At 45.3% G+C, this 25,520-nt stretch carries 17 protein-coding genes; 8 read left to right on the forward strand and 9 right to left on the reverse strand.

The genetic code is table 11. From position 1 onward, the window contains the following. The first annotated feature begins 162 nt into the window (after positions 1–162). A complete protein-coding gene (locus QT984_RS06895) occupies positions 163–2,715 on the forward strand; it encodes an HDIG domain-containing metalloprotein (protein ID WP_333054684.1) in 2,553 nt (850 codons plus the stop codon). Between the two features lie 542 nt (positions 2,716–3,257). On the opposite strand, the gene QT984_RS06900 is transcribed toward QT984_RS06895, so the two are convergent. Then, a complete protein-coding gene (locus tag QT984_RS06900; RefSeq protein WP_333270411.1) occupies positions 3,258–4,124 on the reverse strand; it encodes a carbohydrate ABC transporter permease in 867 nt (288 codons plus the stop codon). 66 nt (positions 4,125–4,190) lie between these two features. On the opposite strand from QT984_RS06900, the gene rpsF reads away from it, so the two are divergent. From rpsF to argJ, 5 genes are all read left to right on the forward strand, one after another. Then, positions 4,191–4,526, forward strand: a complete 336-nt coding sequence (gene rpsF, locus QT984_RS06905) for a 30S ribosomal protein S6 (protein WP_015176119.1) — start codon at positions 4,191–4,193, stop codon at positions 4,524–4,526. Between the two features lie 439 nt (positions 4,527–4,965). Continuing rightward, positions 4,966–6,498: a right-handed parallel beta-helix repeat-containing protein gene (locus QT984_RS06910; RefSeq protein WP_333373619.1), complete on the forward strand. Its 1,533-nt coding sequence runs from the start codon at positions 4,966–4,968 to the stop codon at positions 6,496–6,498. A gap of 600 nt (positions 6,499–7,098) precedes the next feature. Then, positions 7,099–7,293 carry a hypothetical protein gene (locus tag QT984_RS06915; RefSeq protein ID WP_006631905.1) on the forward strand — a complete coding sequence of 65 codons (195 nt, stop codon included), beginning with the start codon at positions 7,099–7,101 and terminating at the stop codon, positions 7,291–7,293. A gap of 61 nt (positions 7,294–7,354) precedes the next feature. Further along, positions 7,355–7,495, forward strand: coding sequence for a hypothetical protein (locus QT984_RS06920; RefSeq protein WP_015176121.1), 141 nt, complete (start codon positions 7,355–7,357; stop codon positions 7,493–7,495). A 327-nt stretch (positions 7,496–7,822) separates the two neighbouring features. After that, positions 7,823–9,064, forward strand: coding sequence for a bifunctional ornithine acetyltransferase/N-acetylglutamate synthase (argJ, locus tag QT984_RS06925; protein WP_333232420.1), 1,242 nt, complete (start codon positions 7,823–7,825; stop codon positions 9,062–9,064). 319 nt (positions 9,065–9,383) lie between these two features. On the opposite strand, the gene QT984_RS06930 is transcribed toward argJ, so the two are convergent. The 6 genes from QT984_RS06930 to QT984_RS06955 all read right to left on the reverse strand — a co-directional run bounded on the left by QT984_RS06930 (position 9,384) and on the right by QT984_RS06955 (position 17,015). Beyond that, the gene (locus QT984_RS06930) at positions 9,384–10,703 is read right to left on the reverse strand and encodes a hypothetical protein (protein ID WP_333270415.1); all 1,320 of its coding nucleotides are present in this window, start codon (positions 10,701–10,703) and stop codon (positions 9,384–9,386) included. 230 nt (positions 10,704–10,933) lie between these two features. Beyond that, positions 10,934–12,154: a decarboxylase gene (locus tag QT984_RS06935; protein WP_333053316.1), complete on the reverse strand. Its 1,221-nt coding sequence runs from the start codon at positions 12,152–12,154 to the stop codon at positions 10,934–10,936. Positions 12,155–12,338: 184 nt separating this feature from the next. Next, the gene (locus QT984_RS06940; RefSeq protein WP_333373624.1) at positions 12,339–14,093 is read right to left on the reverse strand and encodes an asparagine synthetase B family protein; all 1,755 of its coding nucleotides are present in this window, start codon (positions 14,091–14,093) and stop codon (positions 12,339–12,341) included. Beyond that, positions 14,094–14,717, reverse strand: a complete 624-nt coding sequence (locus tag QT984_RS06945; protein WP_333053314.1) for a DUF3859 domain-containing protein — start codon at positions 14,715–14,717, stop codon at positions 14,094–14,096. Between the two features lie 257 nt (positions 14,718–14,974). Next, on the reverse strand, positions 14,975–15,703 hold the full coding sequence (locus QT984_RS06950) for an HAD-IA family hydrolase (RefSeq protein WP_333262172.1): 729 nt from the start codon (positions 15,701–15,703) through the stop codon (positions 14,975–14,977). 118 nt (positions 15,704–15,821) lie between these two features. Further along, positions 15,822–17,015 (reverse strand): NAD(P)/FAD-dependent oxidoreductase, encoded by a 1,194-nt coding sequence (locus tag QT984_RS06955; protein ID WP_333208357.1) that lies wholly within the window; start codon positions 17,013–17,015, stop codon positions 15,822–15,824. Positions 17,016–17,424: 409 nt separating this feature from the next. On the opposite strand from QT984_RS06955, the gene QT984_RS06960 reads away from it, so the two are divergent. Both QT984_RS06960 and QT984_RS06965 read left to right on the forward strand, forming a co-directional pair. Further along, a complete protein-coding gene (locus tag QT984_RS06960; RefSeq protein ID WP_333053311.1) occupies positions 17,425–20,496 on the forward strand; it encodes a PAS domain S-box protein in 3,072 nt (1,023 codons plus the stop codon). Between the two features lie 42 nt (positions 20,497–20,538). Beyond that, entirely contained in the window at positions 20,539–20,961 is a 423-nt protein-coding gene (locus tag QT984_RS06965) for a DCC1-like thiol-disulfide oxidoreductase family protein (protein WP_333313042.1), read from the forward strand. Positions 20,962–21,065: 104 nt separating this feature from the next. On the opposite strand, the gene QT984_RS06970 is transcribed toward QT984_RS06965, so the two are convergent. After that, positions 21,066–21,500: a hypothetical protein gene (locus QT984_RS06970; RefSeq protein ID WP_333053309.1), complete on the reverse strand. Its 435-nt coding sequence runs from the start codon at positions 21,498–21,500 to the stop codon at positions 21,066–21,068. Positions 21,501–21,766: 266 nt separating this feature from the next. Beyond that, the coding region (locus QT984_RS06975; protein WP_333373628.1) for an ATP-binding protein at positions 21,767–25,520 on the reverse strand (3,754 nt) is incomplete at its 5' end.

Consider the following 25,520-nt stretch of genomic DNA (forward strand, 5'->3'; position numbering starts at 1 on the left):
GCGCCAATTAAAGATTAAAAAGTGAAAAATTAAATCGGACGCGCCTGCCCCACAAAACCGGGTTTCAACGAGAATATGGGTAGTTCGGATAAAATCAATCAAGATGCATAGTCAGAAATTCTGACAAAGCTGCTGGATAACAGTGATATATCTTCGACACAAATGAATACGCTCTCCTCATTGATGCGACAGATTGAGCAGCTAGGGGCTGCGCGCTCACTGCGCCAACACATTGCTAAAGTGCAAAATGGCAGCAAAGCAGATACCTCACGCGCTGGCGGGCCTCTCCTGAGCCGTTTGTCGCGCCAGAAATGGCTTCTTCCCGAGACTTTTACTACTAAATTTACAAGTAAAACCTCCAAATCAAGCCTCAAAAATCAAGCTCGTTCCCCTATGTTGGCGCTGATAGCGGTAGTTTCCCTAAGCAGCACTCTGGGCCACCGCTTCTACAACCAGCCGAAACTGGATGTGGGGACGAAAGCTCCTCAGACGATTAAGGCTCCTGCTACTGCTAGCGTCCCGGATTACAAAACTACTGAAGAACAGCGGAAAGCAGCGCGGATAGGGGCTGTAGCTATATTAATGCTGGATTCGGCGGTCGATCGACAAATTTATCAAGAATTGCAACAATTTTTGCAGCATGGGAGCGATCTACGGGAGGCGGTAGGCCCGTTTCCGTTTGCGAGTACCTCGGCCCTCTCACTTGCTGTTCAGGTTTACTTGCGGAGCTGTCCTGAGTGGGAGTGGCGCTGGATTTTGGCGCAAGCGGGTGACAAAAGTGCAACTTCCGAGCGATTGAGTTTGGATTCCCCGGCAATTGCTGCGGCAACAGATAACAAGTCTCAGCAAGATGCTATCGCTCAACTGCAAGCTTACAGCCGATCGGTCAGGGCAGCAGAATTTCAAAGCCTGACAGACAGTATTTCCTCTGCTCGCGAGCGCTATCTCAATGCTGTGGAGGCGCTGGGAAAACCGTCGGTTTTGGGGCTGCCCCAGATTTACGATACTTCGCTGTTTGATTTGTCCGAAGCAGCTTGGCAGAAAACCCAAACCGGTATGAGTCGGGCGGCAAAAAGAATGGTGGCTCAAGGTATCCCGCAGGGGTTGCCCAAAGAGATTTTACAAGAAGCCGTGAACCTGCAAGTGGCTGATGAAGTGCCGTTAGAGTCCCAAGGTTTGGCGGTGGAGGGTTTAACAGCGATTTTGCAGCCAAATCTGGTGAGAGATCGGGAGGAAACCAAACAGCTAGCTGAATTAGCGGCGCAAAAGGTGAAACCGGTGATGATCGCAGTAGATCGGGGCGAGATAATTGTTGCACAAGGACAAGAGATATCGCAGCAAGATTTCGTGTTGCTGGACTATTTTGGTTTGAGCCGACGGGGGGTGAATTGGCTGGGGCTGACGGGTTTTGTTTGTTTAGTCGCGGGGGCAATTGCGATCGTACTGCTGGTGGAAAGGCACTACCGCTTGCGCCGCAGAGATCATTTGCTATTGCTGCTGCTGACTTTGAGCGCGCCAGTGCTGGTGAGTTTGGGGCTGCCTTGGACGAGTTTGCCCGCGATCGGGATTTTAGCGGGCGGCTTCTACGGTTCGGCGGTGGGAGTCACTGTGGTGGGGCTGCTGTCGGCGCTGCTGCCCATTGGCTTAAATGTGGACTTGATTCATTTGGTGGCTAGCGGGGCGGGCGGATTGCTGGGCGCTTTTATGGCCGGGCGGCTGCGATCGCGCGAGGAATTGGCTCTTTTGGGCGTAGCTGTCGGCTTGGCTCAGGGCAGCGTTTATCTGGTGGGGACTTTGATTGCCAGCGCGGCTGCCGGTGCAATTTGGTACGTCGTACTCGGTACGGTGGGCGCGCAAAGTTTGGCCGGTTTGGCTTGGAGCGTTGTGGCGATCGGCATCAGCCCTTATTTGGAACACGTTTTTGACTTGATTACGCCGATCCGGCTGGCGGAACTTGCCAATCCCAACCGCCCGCTGTTGAAGAGGTTGGCTGCCGAGGCTCCTGGGACTTTTCAGCACACGCTGTTTGTGGCGAGTTTGGCAGAGGCTGCGGCCCGAGAACTCGGCTGCAATGTTGAGCTGGTTAGGACTGGGACATTATACCACGATATTGGAAAAATGCACGACCCGCTGGGATTTTGTGAAAATCAAATGGGCGGGGCCAACAAGCACGATGAAATTAATGACCCTTGGGCGAGCGCGGAGATTATTAAAAAGCACGTTACCGAGGGTTTGGTGATGGCGCGAAAGCATCGATTGCCGAAGGCAATTCAGGCGTTTATTCCCGAACACCAAGGTAAAATGTTAATTGCTTACTTCTACCACCAGGCGCAGCAAATTGCTGCCAAAGAAATAGAAGATTTAAAGCTTGTTTTGCCAGATGCGGATAATTCAAAGTTAACAATCGCAAGTCGCCAAGTGAGGGAGGAGGATTTTCGCTACGATGGGCCGATTCCGCAGTCGCGGGAAACCGGGATTTTGATGCTGGCGGATTCTTGCGAGGCTGCTTTGCGATCGCTCAAGGATGCTACTCATGAAGAGGCTTTGAATATGGTTAATAAGATTTTGAGGGCTCGCTGGCAGGATAATCAGTTGATTGATTCGGATTTAACGCGGGAGGATATGTCTCTAATTGCGGAGATTTTTGTGCGAGTTTGGGAACAGTTCAATCACAAGCGGATTGCTTACCCTAGTGCAGTTTTTACTCCCAGGTAGGCGAAAATTTTTAGTTAGGAAAAATCAGTTCGCATTTCAGTTGTGAATGAGATTTTATTGCGGTTTGCGGGGCAAATCGCCATGCACTTCAGGATTGTCGCTGACAATTACCATAGTTTGTTTGATTCCTCAAAATTCCGAAGAGTCGATATCTCTTTCGCCGGCTAGGTGCGATCGCAATTTTTGCCAGTCTTCGGCATCGATCGCATTTGCAAAAGCGATGATAGTATCTACAACCCCAGCGTAGTAAACAATCCAGCAGATTGCTGGCTGTTCCTACATCACAAATACAGCATATTCCATGTATATGTGGTACACACAAGAAGAGAGACGCGAGTAAGGTGCGGATACACCCGTCAATCTGCAATCTTTATCAAATATGAAGCAGATCCGCACCCTACGGACTAACACCACATAATATAGCCGATCGTGTACTTCATGAACCACCGAATATGCGGTAATTTTTGTGAGTTGTGAGTTCAAAAGATTTTAATTTTCAACCGCAAATGAACGCGGATAAATGCCGATTGTTTATCTTGATTCTATCCCTTGACTCCAGCAGCAGTTTCTGTTGGCACAATGTATTTTTGCAAAAGCAAAAATAGTCCTAAAACTGGAACAATAGAAATAATCGAACCCGCCGCAACTAAACGCCAATCTAAGGAAAATGTCCCGGCTAAATTGGCTACACCTAAAGGTAAAGTGTAATATTCCGGCCTGTCTAAAACTAGCAGTGGCCACAGAAAGTCGCTCCAAGAACCGATAAATACGAAAATTCCTAGGGTGACTAAAGCTGGCTTAATTGCCGGAATCATGACGTGCCACCAAATGCCTAATTCGCTGCAGCCGTCGATGCGGGCGGCTTCTTCTAGTTCTTTGGGAACTGCTAGAAATGCTTGTCGTAATAAAAATATGCCGAAGGCTGAGGCTAGTCCGGGAAAGATTACGCCTAAATAACTATTTTTTAGTCCGAGTTGTACAGTCAATATGTATAGGGGAATCATGACTATTTGGAAGGGAATCATGATTGTGGAAACGATCGTGATTAAGATGGCTTCGCGGCCGCGAAAGTTGAGTCGGGCTAAGGGGTAAGCGGCGAGGGCGCAAAAGAGGACGTTGATGCTAACCGTGAGGCCAGCAATTAGGGTGCTGTTGAACAGGTAGCGGCCGAAGGGGTTGGTTTGCCAAACTTTGATGAAGTTTTCGAGGGTTGGCTGTTGTGGCCACAGTTGCGGGGGAAATTGAAAGATGTTTTCGTTGGGGGATTTGAGGGAGGTACTGAGCAGCCACAGCAAGGGAAACAGCATTAAAAGTGCGATCGCGCTCATGAGGCTGTACGTCCACAGGGTGCTCCACGGCGAGGGAGTGTTGTTTGGGGAATTTGGTTTTTTAGTTTTGAGATTGTTCATGGTTGGGATATGATAATAAGTCCTTGCTTCGTGAGAAGCCTTGTTGTCCATAAGGGGATTATTGCCATGAAACCGTTTATTTACGAAACTATGTACATTCTGCGCCCTGATTTGGGTGAAGAAATGACAGACCAGGCGATCGCTAAATATCAAACTATTTTGCGCGATCAAGGTGCTGAAAACATCGAAACTCAGCACCGCGGCAAGCGCCGTTTGGCTTACGAAATCGGCAAGCACCGGGACGGAGTATACGTTCAAATGAACTATACAGCTCCGGGCGCTGCAATTTTTACCCTGGAGCGCGCGATGCGTCTGAGCGAAGAAGTGATTCGCTATTTGACAATCAAGCAAGATGTGCCAGATGCACCGGAAGCGGAAGCTGAAGCTGAAGTCGCCGAGTAGCGATCGTGTCAATTTAACGTCTTATGTAGTACCCGTCTACTGTTTGACGATTAGGGCCGCTTATTCCTCGGCCCCGGCACGCCTTTCTTAAGGGCTACGCTGTACGCACAACTTGAAAAACTAACGTCAGAGCCTTTCGCTCCCCCTGGCATCCTCCTGAACAAGAGGCTAGGGGGAGCTCTGGAATTGTGGGTACAGCATAGTTTCTGAAGGGCGGGACTTGATGTTAATTGAAATTATAGGTAGGTAAGCGGGATTAAACCGAGCTATGTAAAAATATGTAAACAGGGCTAACTTAGCCACGCTTAGGGATAAGGATACTTTACAATCCTTAATATAAGTGTGTTTTACAGCGCCTACCTACTTACTAGATTTACAAAATTACGAAAGTGCTTTAATCTTGAAACAGTGAGGATTAAATGCTACCTAATAAAATTTCATGATGAGAAAAACCGTTCATAGGTTCATCACGTTAGTATTAGCAGGATTTCTATGGGCAATTAGTGGCGAGTGCTGGACATCGCGAAATTTAGCACAAATCCCTCCTCATGTTTTTTATGTTGCACCAAAGGGCAGTGATACAAATAACGGTTCACTTGAGCATCCTTGGTCAACAATTAATCACGCAGCGTCGGTATTAAAAGCGGGTGAAACAGTTTATATTCGGGCTGGAAATTATCGCCTCACCGAACAAATTCAAGCTAAAAATTCAGGGACAGAAAAGGCTTGGATTACTTATCGAGCCTATCCTGAAGAACGGGTTATTATTTATGCGGATGCAGTTAAAGTAGAGCCTCCCTCTGGTAAGAAATCCCATTATCCTCACGATCAAGGTGCATTTTTGTTACAAAATGTTAGTTATATTCAAGTAGAAGATTTAGAAGTTATTAATTCTCATAATTCGGGGATTACAGTTAGAAACAGCCATTTTATTAACCTTTATAATAATAAAACAGAAAATACGTTTTCTCCTGGTATTGGTGTTTGGTGGGGCGATCACTATAAAGTAATGGGAAATACGGTTATTAATGCAAACGATCTGAAGATGGCTGACTTTTTAAATGATTTTTCAGAAGCTCCCCATGAAGCAATTTCAATCGGTGGGGTTAAAAATTTTGAAGTTGCTTATAACTTAGTTAAGGATGGTAAAAAAGAAGGGATTGATGTTAAAGAAAAAAGTAAATATGGAACCGTCCATCATAACTATATTCACCACATGGCACGACAAGGATTATATGTTGATAGTTGGTTTGGAGTCTTAGAAGATGTTGATGTCTTTAATAATGTTGTTCATGATTGTAATGGGGCAGGATTTGCTTTAGCAGTAGAAGGAGGTTCAGAAGCAAAAAATATTCGATTTCACCATAACTTAATTTATGATAACTGGGGAACCGGAATTCTCTTTGCCCGATGGGGAAATGATGGGTTACGGCATAATATTAAAATTTATAATAATACGGTTCATCATAATGGTTATGGTAAACCGAACCCAGGAGAAAGCTTTTTTTGGATTACTGGAGGGTTATATTTATTTTCTAATAATCTTCAAAATGTTGAAATCAAGAATAATATTTTTAGCAAGAATAGGGGATTTCAAATCGGTTATAGCGATCGCTATTTAGCGGCTAACTCTGACATCGAAAAGATTTTTCGTCAAAAAGATATTGAGATTAGCCAGAACTTAATCTTTGGAGAAAATAACACAACCAGTCCGATTTCTGCTGGATGGCTTCCTGATAACTATGCGAATATCTATGGAACGAATGGAAATGCTGCTGTCAGAGAAGAACCTCAATTTATTAATCCAGAAGAAGGGAATTTTTACTTAAAATCTCCGATCAGTAACCCAACCCCATTAACTGCTAATTCTAAAGCATCTCAGATGAGAGTTGGAGCTTTTCCCAATGGAGAAAAACCCCATTTTTGGTGGCAGGGTAAGTTTCCACCTCAATTTCCTGAATTACCCCAATAAACCATTCATTAAAATAAGTTGTACTGTAATAATTAATTGTTAGTAGTTGTATTAAGTACCTAAACAAAATTAATTAAACAACTCAATAATAATGATTTAAGTTGGTAAGCGGGATTAAACCGAGCTATGTAACAATATGTAAACATGGCTAACTTAGCCACGCTTAGGGCTAAGGATACTTTACAATCCTTGACATAATTGTGTTTTACAGCGCCTACCTACTTAGCTACTTATTAAATTTACGGTTAACTCAAGCAAATTCTACTCCCTTGAGAGACAAAATTATGCATCTATAACTTTGAACCAAACTATAAAGTTATTTTTGCCCTTGGCAATTAGGTAGCCGCTAAAATGTGGCTCTGACCAGATGAATATTGTCAAATTTTGCCAACTGCTGCTTGAGGTTGGGCCTGAATCCACCAGCCAAAGCTCGATCGCACTCCCTGCACCCTCGATCGAGATTCTCGCCCCATAGCCCAATTGTAAAGTTTTGTGACAATTTTAATTTGGTAGCTTTAGATACAGAATTGTCTGTTATAGTGATAGAAGAGAAGAAAAAACAAGCCCAACATTAATCTAAAGAATACGGAGGAACCCCCTATGTCTACCGAAAATCAAGCTCGCTCTCTGATGATGCGCCACCACCAACTTGTGAAGAACCGTCAGCAATCCATGCTCAACCGCACCGCCACCGAAGTCGGGATGGAAGATACGCACTACTGGGGTCACATTCAAGGCAAACCGCAGCCCAGCTTTCAAGCCAGTTACGATCGCAGCAACGCCACTATGAGCTAGGGCCAGCTCAATTTCGACAATTGTCTACGAAGTTGTTACCTATAATTTGGAGAAATCAGTTATGTCAACTCAAGAACAAGCCCGCAACCTGATGATGCGCCATCAACACGTCGTCAAAAACCGTCAGGAATCCATGCTGAGCCGTGTGGCTGCTGAAGTTGGTTTAGATGCTGGTTCTCCAGCGAGTATCGATCGCAAATAACTCCTTTTTTCAACGGCGAGATAGTTTAATCGAGTTTGTTGTTGGCCAGCTAAAAATTAATAATGTTCATTACAAAACCGTCGCGACTTCTTCTTGAGTTCTAACTCTAGATTGGAAGCCGCGATTAGTTTTATGGGGAATGGGGAATTGGGAATTGGGAATGGGGAATGGGAAATTGGGTTCAAAAGAATCTAAAATCTAAAATCTAAAATCTAAAATCGTTTGACTGAGCGCTCACGCCGAAGTCTAAAATCTAAAATCTAAAATCTAAAATCTAAAATGGTATAATCCCCTTTCAGCAGATTGAAGGCTACTAGGGAGGTCATCATGTCGGACTGGAAAGAAATTGACGGCGGAGTTACAGCACCGAGAGGGTATAGAGCATCGGGAATTACAGCGGGCTTGAAGCCTTCAGGCTTGCCAGATTTAAGTTTAATTTTGTCAGAGGTAGACGCGATCGCCGCCGGAGTCTTCACAACCTCCACCGTCCGGGCCGCTTGTGTGGACTACTGCCGCCAGCGTTTGCAAGCTAAACCCAGCGCGAAAGCAATTTTGTGCAATGCGGGACAAGCTAATGCTGCTACTGGCGAACAAGGTTTGGCAGATGCCCTCGAAAGTGCCAAATTGTTGGGAGAAGCGCTGAATATTCCTCCAGAATCAATTCTTTTGGCCTCCACTGGCGTCATCGGACAGCGGATTAAAATGGAGCCGCTGAGGGCCGCAATTCCCCGATTAGTTGCTGAGGCGTCGGAAACTGGTTCCGATGCGGCGGCTAAGGCTATTTGTACGACTGATTTAGTGCCGAAAACGATCGCCCTGGAAACCATGTTTGGCGATCGGCCCGTCCGCATCGGCGGCATTTGCAAAGGTTCGGGAATGATTCACCCGAATATGGCAACAATGCTGGCATTTGTAACTTGCGATGCAGCAGTGTCATCGCATTTGTGGCAAGAAATGGTGAGTCGGGCGGCTAACAGAAGTTTCAATCAAATTACTGTTGACGGCGATACCAGTACCAACGACTCGCTAATTGCTTTGGCAAACGGTCAATCCCGCACGCCCGCAATTACAGAAATGGGGGCAGATGCTGAAAAATTAGAAGCGATGCTGACAGAAGTTTGCGTGCATTTAGCAAAGGCGATCGCCCGTGACGGCGAAGGTGCAACTTGTTTGGTGGAAGTGCAAGTTAGTGGCGCGCTAGATGAAGTTTCTGCGAGTAAAATTGCCAAAACAATTGTCGGTTCTTCCTTGGTGAAAGCTGCTATTTTCGGACGCGATCCGAATTGGGGCAGAATTGCGGCGGCGGCTGGGCGCGCTGGTGTACCTTTCGATCAAGAGAATTTGCGGATTCAATTGGGGGATTTTTTGATGATGGAAAACGGACAACCTAAAGAGTTCGATCGCGCTGCAGCAAGTAATTATATGAAAGCGGCTGCGGAGGGGGAATATTTGAAGGCTGATACGGTTTTAATTCAGGTTAGTGTGGGGGATGGCAGCGGTTTTGCGAAAGCTTGGGGATGCGATTTGAGTTACGACTACGTGAAGATTAATGCGGAGTATACGACTTAAATAAGTCCGGGCGGTTAGAAGTCCCGGCGGTTAGAAACCGCGCCTACACAAACAAAACCAGACGAGAGAAAGTTGAAGGCAAATTTCACACAATTTAAACTCAACTTCCCCCCACGGGGGGAAATTAAAAAATCTGAAACCTTTACTCACCGAGTTAATCTCAGCTTTTTTGCTCCTCATTTTAAAATCGCTGAAGCCCTTACCAAGATAAGCTTTTTAGGAGTTTAACAAAAGAGCGCTAAAAATATTATTCAGACTAAGTTTCAAGACTTTTTAAGCTTATTATTAATAAGTCTAATATCAAGTTTGAAAACACGCCCTAACCAAAACTATCGGAGACAAACACATAGCCGCCGCCGTATCCAACATTATCATCCACTAATATTAAGCCCTCGTTACCCTGCGGATCGCCACTCTGAGCAAGTCCATAATTCACCACGCGCAACAACCGCTGCGGCGTAAACGATTCCAATTCCACAAAATTGCCTGCATCCAGCCATGCTAGTTCTTCTGCTGTTAAACTTTGCCTTACAGCGTCGGGTAATTGACGGGCTGTTTGTGCGATTGTTTGAGATTGCTGCACAAACATATCGCGGGATGCTAAGATTTGACGGGGAGAAATTCCCAAATCAAAAATTGTCACCTGTTGATTCGCAAACCAGTTTGGATTAGTTCGCAGTTGATGTACCAAGCCAACTCCAGCAGGGCTCGCATTGTGCAGTGCATAGACTTTTAAATCGGTATTGCGCCGCAGCATTTCAATCACGGTACTGAAGATGCTTTGGGGATAGCCACTAATACTAAGAATCGCGCAGTTGTTTTCAAAATGGACGTTGTTGGCAATGAGGAATTGAGCTATTTCGTCACTGTCACAGATGATTGCGCGATCGAAACTGTAGGCGCTAACTTCGCGATCGATGCTGGCGGGTAAAGCTTCTTGACGAGGCGCAGGGAGCAGTTTTTCTAATGTGCCGTTTACTGTTTGCCAGTCTCGCAGCCATTTATCACTCTGCGCTTGATTGACAAGAAATCCTTCACCAGTTATCTGTGGGCGTTTTTTTTGTGAAATGCCGAGCCAGTAGGAAAATAGCCCTAGTGTAATCGCTACGATGTATCCTGAAGAATAATCAAATATTAGGCTTCCTGAAATGCCCAGCACTAAAATAATTCCCCCTAAAATCTGGAGGTTTTTAGCATTATTTCTTCTGCCGCGAATACCTTGATCAGGAGATTTACTGTCGTGAAAAAATAGCCATATCCAAATCAAATTGTAGAGAGCGAAGGTAATAATAACTGCGAATTGTGAGGGAAAAATAGCAATAGCGAAGGTAAGGCAGAAGGTTCCCGCAAATACGCTAAAAAAGAAGTAGGTCAAAATCCAACTGATTTCGGGTGCGCGAGATTTAAGCTTTTGGTCAATAAAATACAAAAACTGTTTGTGCGTAAAAAACAACATATTTTGGCTGGAAATATTCTCGATCGCCTTTTTGAAAAACGGATCGGTGAAAGCCAACTTTTTATCAGTGACGGTAGTGGGTTCAAAGACAAACGGATGGTTGCACTGTTTACAGCGACCTGAGTTGCTTGTACGATCGCGCAAATTGTTATCGGTATTACACTGGACGCATTTCATTCCCATTTCGGTTACTCCTGATTGATTTAATGGATTTATATCGTTGACGGTTGTTTTGGAATGATTTTACCGCAGAGGCCGCAGAGGGCGCAGAGGAAGTGAAGAGAGATAACTTCGTTACAACCGAGATGTTACACCATTGTCAGCAACAGGCAAGATGCCTGTTCCACAAGACAATTTATTTATTGTGGAACAGGCATCTTGCCTGTTCTTAAGAATGGTGTAACATCTCAGGTTTAAAATACTTGCCCGTTTAACAAGATAGAATAGTCTTCTCGCTGTCGAATTAATCGATCGCCCTTGGCATCAATCAACACTTCAGCAGGGCGGGGGCGGTGCAGAAAATGCGACGACATCGCATAGCCGTAAGCCCCGCTATCCAAAATCGCGATCGCATCTCCAATTTTGAGTTTCGGTAGCCAACAGTTGCGCCCTAAATAATCCCGCGAATAAGTCGTGTTGCCGCAAATATCGGTTTCATGTCGCGATACATCGTCGGTTTCCCAAGTCGCGATCGCCCGATAGCCGCCGTGCACCGCAGGCACCGATAGATTTGATACAGTCGTATCCACGCCGACAATTTGCCTATCGCCCAACCACTTCACCGACACAACTTTCGCAAGCAAAACGCCACAACCTGCAATCGCCGATCGTCCCGGTTCAATCACCAACTCGATCGGGCGAGATAGCGCACTCAATCGTTCAGTTATCGCCGCACCAAACTCCCGCCAGTCAAACACCGCACCGCCTCGATAGGGATAGCCAAAACCACCGCCAAAATCGAGGGTTCGCCAATGGGGCAACAGTTGGGCGATCGCAATTAGGCGATCGATCGCCTGCGTAAAAGCACTCGTGGCGTTAGTTCCAGTCCCCCGATAAAAATGCAATCCGGTAATCCTCAACCCCTGCGGCTGCGCGATTTCCTTGGCTTTCCCGAATTCGGCGGCACGTACTCCAATCCGACTGTCTCCCGTCAATTCCGGTGAGTTGAGGCGCAGTCCAATTTCGGCACGGATCGATCGCGGTTGACTCCCGGAATATTCGCAAAAATCTTGGAGTTGGGACAGACAATCGAAGTTAAATCGCTCAATCTTCCACTCGATCAATTGCTGAATATCAGCCCTGTTGAGGTTACTGCCGGTGTAGACAATGCGATCGCTCGTAAAACCCGCTTTCAGTCCCAAAAAAACATCCCCCGGTGTATTCGCGTGTAGCCCCCAACCAGCCTGCTGAATCAATTGCAACAGAGCAATATTGCCGTTGGTGACGCTAGCAAAATGAAACTGAACGTGCGGATAGTCGATCGATCGCGTAATATCGTCAAGGGTTTGACGGAGGATATCGGCCTGATACACATATAAAGGCGAACCATAAGTTGACAAAAGTCGCTGGGCCATTGCTTCGGAGAACGGCGGCGAATGTGTTTTGGTTTCATTTTGTAGCAAAGATTCAGTCATATAGAAGAAGTTCGGCAACGAGGAATGTACGGGATTTAACGGATGTAACGGGTTATATCAAGTCCGAGGGATCTGTCTGATATAATTCCATATCTTGTAGGGGCGGGTTCACCAGTATTCTCAACTTCAAAGCCAACAAATTTATAAACCCGCCCCGCCCATATCAACAGTCAACAGTCAACAGTCAACAGTCAACTGTCAACCTCCTTCGATATTTCCAAATGCGTTGTCCGATCGCCGGTGGCAACCAAAACACATGATCCAGCGATCGCTTAACCGGAATTTCGCCTAAAACCTCGGTTCGCCATGCCTGCCACATCAGCAGCAACCAGAGATTATTGCCAATATAGCGATCGCGCATTGCAACTCCGAGTTGTCCCGATAACATCGAGTCGGCCAAATGGGGCTGCCAGCAATTTTGCGATCGCAACACATTCGGATTCAGCCGATCGCCGATCGCAGCCCAAAACTCCCGGTAATACCAAACCTTCAACGGCACACCCATCCCGCGCTTTTCCCGCCAGACAATTTCCGGTGGCAACCAGCGTTCAGACGCTTTTTTGAGGATGTATTTTTCGCACGCACCTTGCAGTAGCAGCTCGCCAGGGAGTTGAAACGTCCAGTCCGTGAGGTCGGGGTCGCAGAAGGGCGATCGCACCCACAAACCGCAAGCGAACGCCAATGCCGTTGCCCTCGGCTGAATATTTTGGGCACCTTTGAGCATCAGCGAAGCGCGCCGTAGCCTCGCTAGCAGGGAAGGACACCTCTTCGACAAACAACCGGGATCGATCGCGTCTTGCAGATAAACGCTCAAATCGTGAGACTGGATGCGATCGAGCATTTCGGGCGAAAAAATCTGTTTTTCATAACCATAAAATCGCTGAAACGTCCGCAAATACTGCTGTTCAAAGGTTTCTTTTCCGGCGGGATGTTCTGCTGTGTAAACTCCGTTGGCAATCAAAGGCTTGTTTGTCCATCCGGCAAATAGCTGATCGCCATTCTCGCCATTGAATACAACTCGCACATCTTGCGCCGCCGCCTGTTTGAGCAAAAACAGCGCAGCCGTCGTACCATCTCCATAGGGTAAATCGAGGGCTTTGGCGGTTGGCCCGATCGCGCGCAACACTGCATCGCCCGTCGCCGCCACTCGGATCAGCGGAATCTGGAAAAAGTCCGCCACCTGTTGGGCGTAGGGCAGTTCGGAATAGGCTTCGACACCAAAATCGAGGGCATAGGCGCGCACCTGCAAGCCTGCTTTCACTAGCAGCGCCGTCACCAGGGAAGAATCGATGCCACCGGAGAGTAAAACGCCTACGGGTTCGTCGATCGGCAAATCGGCCACTTGTCGATCGATCGCCTGTTGCAACAGCCTTTGCAATTGTGCGATCGCCTCGTCTTCACTCCGCAGTAATTGGGGCGCTTCTTGCCAAGCTGAAGGCAGCGATCGCACTTTCGGCAGATCCTTAATATCGGCAATTTCCCAAATCATCTCGCTTCCGGCTGCTACGGAGGCAATTTGCTCGATCGGCGTTAACGGCGTGGGCACGTAGGAAAAGCAAGCATAAGTGTGTAGGGCGATCGGGCTAATTTGAGAGGAAGCAATCAGCGGTAGCAGCAGTTGCATTTGCGTCGAAAACCAAATCGTTTCTCGCAACTGCATCCAATAAAGCGGCACTCGCCCAAACGGATCGCGCCCCAGCCTTAGCTGTTGGGCTTCTACCGCCGCCCAAGCATCTCCCGGAAAATCCGTCGCCCGATCGCGCCCGCAAGCATTCAGCGTCACTCGATCGCCCGTGAGTACAGATGCAGAGGCGATCGCCCATTCTGATAATTTGCCCTGTCGGATGAAGTAGTCAGGCACTAAACGGCTGAGAGTTTTTGTGTGCTCGCCCTCTCCCCAATAGCCTATGAAATGTGAAGGTTTGCCGATCGCACCCATCTATTTCACCGTGAAAGGTTCACTGCCGATCGCGCGCCCATCCAGGGACATCCGAACTTCCCATTTGCCTGGGGCTGCAGCAGATCCGAGATCGTAAAAGCAGTGGGTATTCCAAACCGCAGTATCGATCGTGCGAGTTTGATACCTAGCCTGATGCACAGTTTGACCGCTAGGATTAATCCAATCGCATTGCAGAGACAACTCATTGCCGATCGGAGCATTTTGCAACGTCACCTGATAGTAGATGCGGGGATTAATTTGACGATTGACTTGAGTGAGGCTGTCACCGCCCTTTTGAGATAGGGAAATTCGGTCTTCTCCTGCGACAACTCGAGCAGTTTTTTGTTGCTGATTTTGCCCGAACAGTACACCTATACCGATCGCAGATATGACAACGGCTGTCGAGGCGATCGCGATCCAGCGGTTGCGTCGCTGCTGTTTTTCTAGGACTTCGCGGCGGCGCATTTGGGCGATCGCATCTTCTAAAAGCTCATCAGGCAGATTCAACTCCCGTAAAATTTCTCTTACCCGATCGGGTTCCAATTCTAACTCGCGCTGCTGCGATAACTTGTCGATTTCAGCGACTACCTGTGCTAACTGAGTTTGAGTGAGTCGAGGTTCCATAGAGTTCCTTCCCAGTAAAAATTAGATATAAAAATCACATCACATTTCTCTTCTCTTCCTCTGCGCCCTCTGCGCTCTCTGCGGTTAAATTACTCATATTATTCAATAAACAGCTCTCAAAGTCAATTCATAAAAATCCTAACCTTAACCTCATAAAATTTATGTAAAAGCTATGGTAAGGTGCGTCGCCATCTATACTCTCCAATTTTTATTGAATCTCTGACAGCGACGCACCCTAAACATTATCGCTAAGTCCTCTATTTAAGAACCTCGATTATAAAATCAAGACTGCTGCACACTTCTATTTTTGTTTCACTTAAAGGCAATTTGCCTGAATTGATTTTTTCCTGTTGGCGATTCAACCAAATTGCGTTTAATCCCGCATTTTTAGCACCACAATAATCAGCTTTGAAGCTGTCGCCGATATGCAACACATTCTCCGCAATGCAGTTGTGCTTTTGCAAAGCGGCGGTAAAAATTTGAGAATCGGGTTTGGCTGCGCCAACTTCGGTGGAAATTGTCACTGATGTGAAATATTCAGCTAAATTTAGTGCTTTTAATACTGCATAAATTCTGGAATCGAAATTCGAGACTACTGCTAATTCTATTCCTTGTTGCTGCCACTTATTTAATGCTGGCAATACGTCGGGATAGACGAACCAAGGTTCGGCGGTGGCAAAATGAGCGTAGAGTTCGACAAAGAATTTGGGAAAGTCAGAAAATTGCTGGAAAATGCCTGCTATTTGGAATGCTTTTGCGGAAACAGTTTGCCACCACTCAAATTCTAATTGGGGAATTTTTGCCGTTTCTCTCCCTGGAAATGCCATCGGGCTTGCTGAGGCAAAGCTTTGGAAAAAGGCTGCATTTAACTCTTCGCTTTTAACTGTTACTCCAAAACTCTTGGCTAGTTTTCCGTAGACTTCGCCGACGCTACCGCGAACATCAAATAGTGTACCTGCGGCGTCTAAAAAAATTACTTTGGTCATTTGTTATTTGTTATTTCTTATTTGTTATTTATCAGGTTTTTGGGTGGTTTAAACCGCTACTATACAAACAAAGTCCGCCTGCGCGGACTAAGAAATACAGTTAACCGTTAACAGTTAACTAACTTTTCAGCAAATCCTGAATCGGCTTGCTAATCCAATTGAAACCAACTTTTAGCTGATGGTCAAATGTTGGCATCCGATAGAGATAGGCTAGGCGGCGAGCAATGTGGGCTAGTTGTCCGTCGAGTTTAATTCCTAAACCGGCTAGGGTGGCGTTGTCATTTCCTAATGTCATCATTTCTCCTAGGGGCTGATAGCGGAAAGGAAGTAATGGGCGGCCGGTCAGGGAGGCCCAAATGTTCCATGCGGTGTAGTCAGCTTGCTGGAAGGCTGTTTGGGCTGTTCCGGGGACTTTTTGACCATTTGCATCGTGACATTCAGCTAAGTCTCCCAAGGCGAATATATCTGGATGGTCGATAATTTGCATTTGCGGATTGACTATTAATTGACCGCGCTGGTTTTGTTTGAGGGGTAGCGATCGCACTGCTTGACTAACTTGAGTTCCTACTGTCCACAGCACTATGTCTACGGGGAGAACATCTAATTGTCCTTTGTAAAGTAAGGATATTGTGTCTGCTTCGATCGCCTCTACTGCTGTTTCTAAGTCGATCCACACTTTCCGTTTTTCTAAAGCTTGGGTGGCGGCTTGGCGGTTAAACTCCGGTGATGTCCGCAGAATCATGTCGCTTTGCTCAACTAACCGCACGCGACCTTTTTCTCCGAGTCGATCGGCTAATTTACAAGCTAATTCTACTCCCGAATAACCGGCGCCGACGATCGCCACCCGAATTTTGTCGGTGTTGCTGGCTTCTAAAAACCGCAGTCTTTCTTCTAAGCGGTAGGCGTCGTCGAGAGTGCGAAACGAGTAAGCATATTCAACCGCACCCTTGACCATATCTAGAGGGGTTTTGCCGCCTAAAGCTAAAACCAGGCGATCGCACGGAATTTCTGGCCCGTCGTGTAACTGCACTCGCTTTTGCTCCACATCGATGCCGGAGACAGTACCTTGACAAAAGCGCACGCCTGTGTTTTCCAATAGTTCGGCAAACGGGGGGGCAATTTCCCAGGTTTGGAGTTCGCCGGTCAGGAGTTCGTACAGCAGGGGAACGAACAAAAATCGATCGCGGCGGTCAACTAGGACTATTTCGGGTTTTTCGGTTTTGGAGAAGGGTAACTGACTCAAGCGCAGGGCTGTGTAGAGTCCGCCGAAGCCTCCGCCGAGAATGCAAATCCGGGGTTGTTGTTGAGTCATGGTGTTTTGTTTGAGGGGCTGGTCGGTAGCAAGGAAACTTATCTTATTCTAACGAGAGTGAGGGAGTGGGGAAGGGGGAGATTGGGGGAGTGGGAGTGGAAGAGATGGGGAGAGGGGGAGAGAGGGGGAGTGGGAAAACGAGAAAGGGGAAAATCTTCCCTGTTTCCCTCGAACCTCAACATCCATCCGTTAAATGCGTTCAATCCGTTAGATAATGCGTTTCCGAACTCTTTTCTACATCTCTAGCCTTGATTAGCTCTACCTATTAGCCACCCTCAAATTTTCTGAATGTTCGCAGAACTAATTTTGTACTATATTAGTTTATAACGAATTATTTCGCCAATTTAATTTACTTTTTATAGGGTAATCTACTCTAACACTTGCCCCCGCACTCACAAGTGAAAAAATCATGCAAATTTCCTCTAATTCTTCTAAATTTAAGAACGGCGATCGCAATAAGGAAGACGGCTCATCTTTGTTAAAAAGCGAAGAAAAATATAAAAATTTAGTAGCTAATATTCCTGGTGCTGTCTACCGCTGTACCTGCGAGTATACGGACGAGGAGGAATTAACACGCACAATGGCGTTTTTGAGCGAGGCTGTTCAAGAAATATCAGGCTATCCTTCTTCGGATTTTATCAACGATCGCGTCCGTTCTTTTGCCAGCATTATCCATCCTCAAGACCGCAAAAATGTGGATGCTACTGTCAAAAAAAGTGTAGAAACCAGAACTCCGTACATCCTTGAATACCGGATTTTCCGGGCTGACGGCGCTATTAGCTGGGTTTACGAAAAAGGCAAAGCTGTTTGCTGCGAGGCGGAAGAGGATAGAGGAAAACAAGAGGAACAAGGGGAAATTGAGGGTTTTTTGTCGGCTGTGGTTTCGCCGGTTTCGCCGATCGCAAATTCTCAGTGTCGGGTTGTTTATCTCGACGGAGTAATTTTGGATATTACGGAACGAAAGCGAGCTGAGGAAAACCTGCGAAACACTCAAGATTTTCTGAATGCGGTACTGCAAAATCTACCAATTAGCGTCTTTATTAAAGATGCTGTAGAGCAAAAATTTATTTATTGGAATACTGCTAGCGAAGAATTGTTTGGCTATTCCAGGGATGAAGTGATTTTAAACAATGCTGCTGACTTGTTGGAGTCAGTTCAGGCCAATTACTTGCAAGCACAAGATTTAGAAGTGCTGGAAACTAGAAAAGGCGTAGATTTGCCCGAACAAACTATCGAACTTCCGCACCGAGGCAAGCGGATTTTGCACACAAAAAAAGTTCCTTTGTTTGACGAATCGGGCGCGCCTAAGTACATTTTGGGTATTGCTGAAGATATTACGGAAAGCAAAAAAACTGAAACAGAATTGTTGCGCTTGGCCATTGTGGCTCAAAAAACGCAAAATGGTGTGATTATTACTGATGCTCAAGGCTGCATTGAATGGGTGAATGAAGGATTTACTCGGATTAGTGGTTATGTGCTGGCAGAAATGCAGGGCAAAAAACCGGGTGATGTACTGCAAGGCGCTCAAACAGACCCGGTAACTATTGCTCAACTGCGATCTGCTTTGGCTGCGGGCCTGCCGTTTAATCAGGAAATCTACAATTACAGCAAGGATGGAAAGGGTTATTGGGTGGCGCTTTCGATCGCCCCAATTTATCAAGAAAATGGCGAACTAGAAGGTTTTATTGCGGTACAAACTGATATTACGGATCGCAAGCAAGCAGAGGCAACAGTCAGGGAGAGGGAGAATTATTACCGCTGCATTGTCGAGACGGCTTCGGAGGGCGTTTGGATGTTTGACAGCGAAAGTATCACGACTTTTGCTAACAGCATGATGGCCGAAATGCTGGGGTATACTGTGGAGGAAATGCTGGGGCGATCGCTATTTGAGTTTATCGACTGCGAGTCTAGGAAAATAGCAGAAAGTTACGTCCAGCGCCGGCGGCAAGGCATTCGCGAACGCCACGATTTTAAGTTTACTCGCAAAGACGGATCTCACTTGTGGGCGATCGTCTCGGCGACGCCGATGTTCGACGATGAGGGCGAATTTTCCGGGGTGTTGCGGATGATTACCGATATTAGCGATCGCAAACAAGCCGAAGCAGAATTGCGCCAAACTCTCCAAGAGTTGGAATTTGAAAAATTTGCTTTGGATCAATCGGCAATTGTCTCGAATACCGACGAATTCGGAGCCATTACCTATGTCAACGATCAATTTTGCGAACTATTTAAATATTCCCGAGAAGAACTGATTGGCAAAACCCACAGACTTGTCAATTCTGGCTATCACTCAGCCGATTTTTTCAAGGAGCTTTGGTCAACCATCCGCCAGGGAAAGGTTTGGCGAGGAGAAATGAAAAATCAAGCTAAAGATGGCACATTATTCTGGTTGGATACTACCATTGTACCTTTCTTAAATACCAACGGCGAACCCCATCAATATGTAGCAATTCGTAAAGATATTACCGATCGCAAACACGCAGAAGAAGCGGTGCGACTTTCCGAAAGTCAATTGAGGGCTAAAAATCAAGAATTGGCAAAAGCCCTGCGGGATGTGCATAAAACTCAAAGCATGATGGTTCAAAATGAAAAAATGGTAAGTTTGGGGCAATTAGTCGCTGGCGTTGCTCACGAAATCAACAATCCAGTTAGCTTTATTTACGGCAACGTCATGCACGCTGACGATTACTTTAAAGACTTGCTAAAAATGCTGCAACTTTACCAGCAGGAATACCCGCAACCAACATCGGCAATTCAACAAGAAATAAATGATGTTGATTTAAATTTTCTGCTCAAAGATTTGCCGAACCTCTTAAATTCGATGAAAATGGGAGCAGAGCGAATTCGTCAAATTGTGCTGTCACTGAAGAATTTTTCGCGATTAGATGAAGCCGAACAAAAGCAGGTGGATATTCACGAAGGGATTGAAAGCACTTTGTTGATTTTGCAACACAGGTTGAAAGAAACGGCAGGGCATCCTAAAATTGTACTGATCAAAGAGTTCGGGAATTTGCCCCGCGTACAGTGTTATGCAGGACAGTTGAATCAGGTATTTATGAATATTATCGGCAATGCAATTGATGCTTTGGAAGAGGCAATGGAGACTGGACAGTGGGCGCAGGGGGAACAGGCGCTTATTCCTTATTGTCCTTCGCCGACGCTGCGGATTTGTACGGAGGTAAAATATGAACAGGATGCTTTGATGCCACCCGATTCTGCTGTTTCTGATACTTCGATTCGGCATCCTTCTCATATTGTGATTAGGATTGCTGACAACGGCCCGGGGATTCCGATAGATGTTCACGAAAGGCTGTTCGATCCGTTTTTTACTACGAAAGAACCCGGTAAAGGTACTGGTTTGGGGCTGTCTATTAGCTATCAAATTGTAGTGGAAAAGCACGGCGGGCAGCTTCATTGCGATTCTGCACCGGGTCAAGGTACGGAATTTGCGATCGAGATTCCTGTAGGGAATAGTCAGTAGTCAGTAGTCAGTAGTCAACAGTCAACAGTCAACAGTCAACTAATGAAATATAACGTAATTTACGACGGCAATTGCAATCTCTGCGTTACCTTGGTGCAGTTACTAGAAAATTTAGATAAAGGCCAGAACTTTGAGTATATTTTTATGCAAGATTTAGAGCAATTAAATCGCTTTGGGATTACGTCTGAAGACTGCGAAATGGGGATGATTTTGATAGATAGCAACACCCCCGAACGACGCTGGCAGGGCAGCGATGCGGCGGAGGAAATCGGACGGATATTGCCTGCTGGCGAGGTTTTTGTGGCTGCTTATCGGGCAATGCCGGGGATGAAGTGGATGGGCGATCGCGTGTACGAACAAGTCCGCGATCACCGCTATACTTTGTTTGGCAAGCGATCGACTACTTACAAATCTGTTTATCCAGTTGGCTGTAAGTCGATCGACAATTGCGACAATCGGGACTAATACCAAATCCACCTTCGTTTCCGTAGGGGCAATCCCCCCGTGGTTGCCCGATTTCAATCGCCGATTGACCTTCAATCTAAAATCTAAAATCTAAAATCTAAAATCTAAAATCGATTGATTGATTGATTAAACAAATCAAAAATCTGCTGGCAAAAGTGTTTGAGTTTTTGCGCCGACTCCACCGCAGGTTCGGTTAGGCCGAGAAAATTCCAATTTTCCACAGTAGAAAAGTGCCACTGCTGACCGCTATGATCGTAACCGGCGGCCTCAACTCCGATCGCCCGCCGATATCCTTCCACCGGATCTTGGTAAAATCGGATTTGAATCAAAATGCTGCGGCTTTGCAACAAGCGACTTCTACCGGGAAAATGGAAGCCAATGTCGATCGAATCTGGATCTACAAGTTCTCTGGTATCCTCGTCATTCATCCAAGGTTTCAAATCAACTTTTGCATCCGGGAATTCCGACTTGAATAAATTAACAACCGCAGCAATTTTGCTGGCAACTTCTATATTTTTGGCTTGTTCGGCAGCGTTCACTCGAAAAACTCCTATCAAATATAGTTATTACATTTAGCTAATAATGTAACTGCATACTGCCGAATGTAGACTGCCAACAGCGGACTTTTTCAGAAATAATTAGGCATTGACAAATTTTCATATATGTGTTATTCCGTTTTTAGCCGAGTCTCGCTCCCCCTAAATCCCCCTTAAAAAGGGGACTTTGAGCAGGCTCTTATCCTCCCCTTATTAAGGGGGGTTAGGGGGGATATCCGGGTTTTAAAACACGCCATAGTTCCATGATTTTAATTCAAAGGAAGAGCGATCGCAAATTCCGAACCTTCTCCCAGCACCGATTCGCAAGTTAGTTTACCGCCGTGGGTTTCTTCGACAATTTGCCTGCTGATAGACAACCCCAAACCCGTACCTTTTCCTACTCCTTTGGTAGTAAATAAATGGTCAAATATTTTCGACTTGATCTCCGATGACATCCCTTTACCGTTATCTTTGATTTTAATCACCACGCTGTTGTTATCCTCCGAGAGATGAGTGATAATGGCGATCGTATTCGGTAAAGCTTCAATTTCAGCGTAAGTGCGACCCTGATTGAATTCGTCAAAACACTCGATCGCATTTGCCAGCAAATTCATAAATACCTGATTGAGTTGCCCAAAATAACATTTAACTGACGGGATATCTCCGTATTCTTTGATAATTTTAATCGCGGGGCGAGTATCTTTAGCTTTCAGACGATACTGTAAAATCATCAAAGTGCTGTCGATCCCCTCATGAATATTTGCTGACACTTTATTCGCACTGTCAGCGCGAGAAAAAGTCCGCAAAGACTTGCTAATATTGCGGATGCGCTCTGTACCTGATTTCATAGATAAAAGCATTTTCGGCAAATCTTCAATCAAATATTCTAAATCAATCTCTGATGCTTTATCCTGTAATTCATCTCCAGGATTAGGAAATTTTTCTTGGTAAAGTTGTAAGCAATCAATCAAATCTAAGCTAGCCTCAGCAGCAGCATCAAGATTGCCCGCAATAAAACCAAGCGGATTGTTAATTTCGTGAGCAACCCCTGCAATTAAGTTGCCGAGAGCAGACATTTTTTCGCTTTGAATGAGTTGCAGTTGCGCCTGTTGCAATTCATTGAAAGATTTTTCTAACTGTTGAGATTTTTCTTTCTCCCGCGCGTACAAACCAGCATTTTCTACAGCAATAGCAACTTGAGAAATTAACACTTTGAATACTTCAACTCTCTCTGCTGTAAAAGCTCCTACTGTCAAAGCATTTTCTAAATAAATGATTCCGCGCCGCTGAGATTGATAAATAATCGGCAAACAGAGAATTGATTTGGGTTGATATTTCTGAATGTAGGCATCTACGTTAAAAGGTTCCGCGACAGTCGCATTGTCTAAAACTAGATGCTTTTGACTGCGGTGTACGTAATTAATCACAGACAGGGGAACATCTTGACTATTTTCTACGGGAATAGAGGGTAAGAGTGTCACTTTATCCTCCGCGAAACTTCCAGTAGCTTCTATGCAGAGGTTCTCGTTTTTCACCAGCAGCAGCACTACTTTTTGAGCCGCTGCATTTTCTAAAATAATTTTGATTAATTTGGTCAACAATTTTTCTAGAACAATTTCACCATTAATGGCTTGCGCCGACTTAATAAAAGTAGCTAAGTCTAATAAATCGCCTAAACTACTACTGGTAGTATTTCCCGTGGTAGTGCGGGTGACATCGAGGGTTGGGGTTGGAATTGTGCGCGTCTGTGCTGCTAAGAAAGGATGTGTTGATTCTAAGTGTTTAACTTTAGCGATGGCTCCCCAATGGATATATCCATAATAGGCTTTAGTCAGATATGCTTGAGAAACTATCTCTTTACCCAAAGATTGATAAAATTCTCCTGCTAATTCATAGGCTAATGCTTCCTCTTGAATGTAACCGTTTTTTGCGGCTCCCTCAATTGCGCGATCGTACAAATCCATTGCTTCAGTATTTTGCCCCAACACTCGCGCTTTTTCCGCTGCAACCAAGTCGTATTTGTGTTGATAATTCATCGGAGCATGAACTGCCCATTTTTTCATTTTCTTTTGGTTTTGCAACACTTTTGCCAAATATTGCTTTTGTTCCTCTTTGCCAGTTGCTGGATACAAAGCTATCATACTGAGAGATGAGTAAAAATTATTCAGAGCAACCACATCGAATCCGGCTACAGACTCCTCATGTTTCTCAAATAACCTTGAATTTTCTAAAGCTTGAGCGTAGTTTTTGAATATAAAATTAAGCTGAGTTTTGGCATGATAAACCAAACCCACTAAAAAAAAGTTTTTAGATTCTATTAAAATGGGGAGCGTTTTGACTTCATTAAATCTCTCACCGACTAAATGACAGGGCTCGACAGCTTGACCGCGCAAATTGAGCGCTGTCTGCCTGCCTATACTTATATACTGTACAGCCATTTCAAGTTGAGATTGCTGCATTAGTTTCATATATTTACCAGTTTCCTGCTCCACCAAATCAAGAGGCTCTCCTATCGACAGTTGGTTTAAGCAATATGCACCTATAGCATAACCAGCAAATTCCAAATCTCCAGTTTCCATCCCATTTTTAAAACCTTCTTTTAGATCGCCTAATCCTGACTTGAGAGTGGCTTTCCAGTGGTGAATAAAAGAACCAAATGTTGCATAAACTCTACTTTTGATTGAACGGGAGGGAAATTTGTCTAACAGCCTAATTGCTAGTTGACCGAATTGGTATGCCAAACTAATGTCCCCTAGCTTGCACATAACTACGCCATAATAAACGTAGGCAATACTTGCATAAGGCGAATTACCGTATTTAATACACAGCTTGACCATCCTAAATGCCAGCAGCGGTATCAGTGGGGGTTTTGCCTGAATAGCACTGCTGAGAATCCCTGATAAAATCCGCATGGCTGCTTGTTTTTCGGGATCGATCATTTCTGGCAAGTTAGCTAAATCCTCAATTCGTTTCAATCCCAAGCTCAGTTTGGTATTACTCAGTCCCGCCATAATATGTAGCGCGTGGGGATTTTGAGGAAAAGAAATGCCTAATAGTTTCAGCACTTCCAGTCCTGTATTTAGTGCTTCTACCACTCTATTTTGAGCGTTATAAGACTGGATTTGAAGTTCATAAACATTCACTTTGTCCAGTAATATTTTAGCTTTTTGCAGTACAATATCAACCAGCTTTTTTGAATCTTCATAGTGGACATTTAAGTATTCAGCTTCGGCTGTTGACTCGTAGATTTCTAACGTTAAGTCATAGTGACATTGCCAAGAATCTGCCGGCAATAATTCCATAGCAACCCGCAAATACCTAACAGCCGCTTCATAGGCAGCAGCCGCTTTGGCTTTGCGTCCAGCAGTTAAATTTAATTGTGCCAACTGAGTTTTTTCTGATTGTTGGCTAATCGTGTCAATTCCAACATTCAATTGATTGACAATATCAAAGATGTTTTCTTCTAGCTTGTCTGGTGGAGTATTCTGTAACAGTAGTTGACCGATTTTTAAATGGGTTAATTGCTTTTGGTCTTCGGGAATGAGCGAATATGCGGCTTGCTGAACGCGATCGTGCAAAAATTTGTAACTAACCCGCGAAGTGTCTAACTTGAGGTTGATTGATTCGGCTCGATCGAAAACTAAAGGAATGCGATAGGCATCACTCAATGGCAGAATTAACCCGGATTGTAAAGCTGAATAAAGTTCAGTTGCTGTAGTATTAGCTGACTTTTCGCTAACAAGTGACAGCACATCTAGAGCAAATTTATCTCCCACGCAAGCTGCTAGCTTCAACACTTCTTGCGTGGGTTCGGGTAGCTTTTTAATGCGAGAAGCTACCAGTTCCACTACACTTTTATCGGTGATTCCAATGGCTTGGATTTCATCGATACTCCAATACCAGCCCGTTTGACTTCCCTCATTTGTAATCTGATTAAATTCAAATCTTAAAAGAGAGTCTTGATAAAGTGCTTGGAGTAATTGGGTCAAGAAAAAAGGATTGCCACCCGTTTTATTCCAGATT

This window comes from Microcoleus sp. Z1_B2 (genome assembly GCF_036700325.1).
Classification (GTDB): domain Bacteria; phylum Cyanobacteriota; class Cyanobacteriia; order Cyanobacteriales; family Microcoleaceae; genus Microcoleus.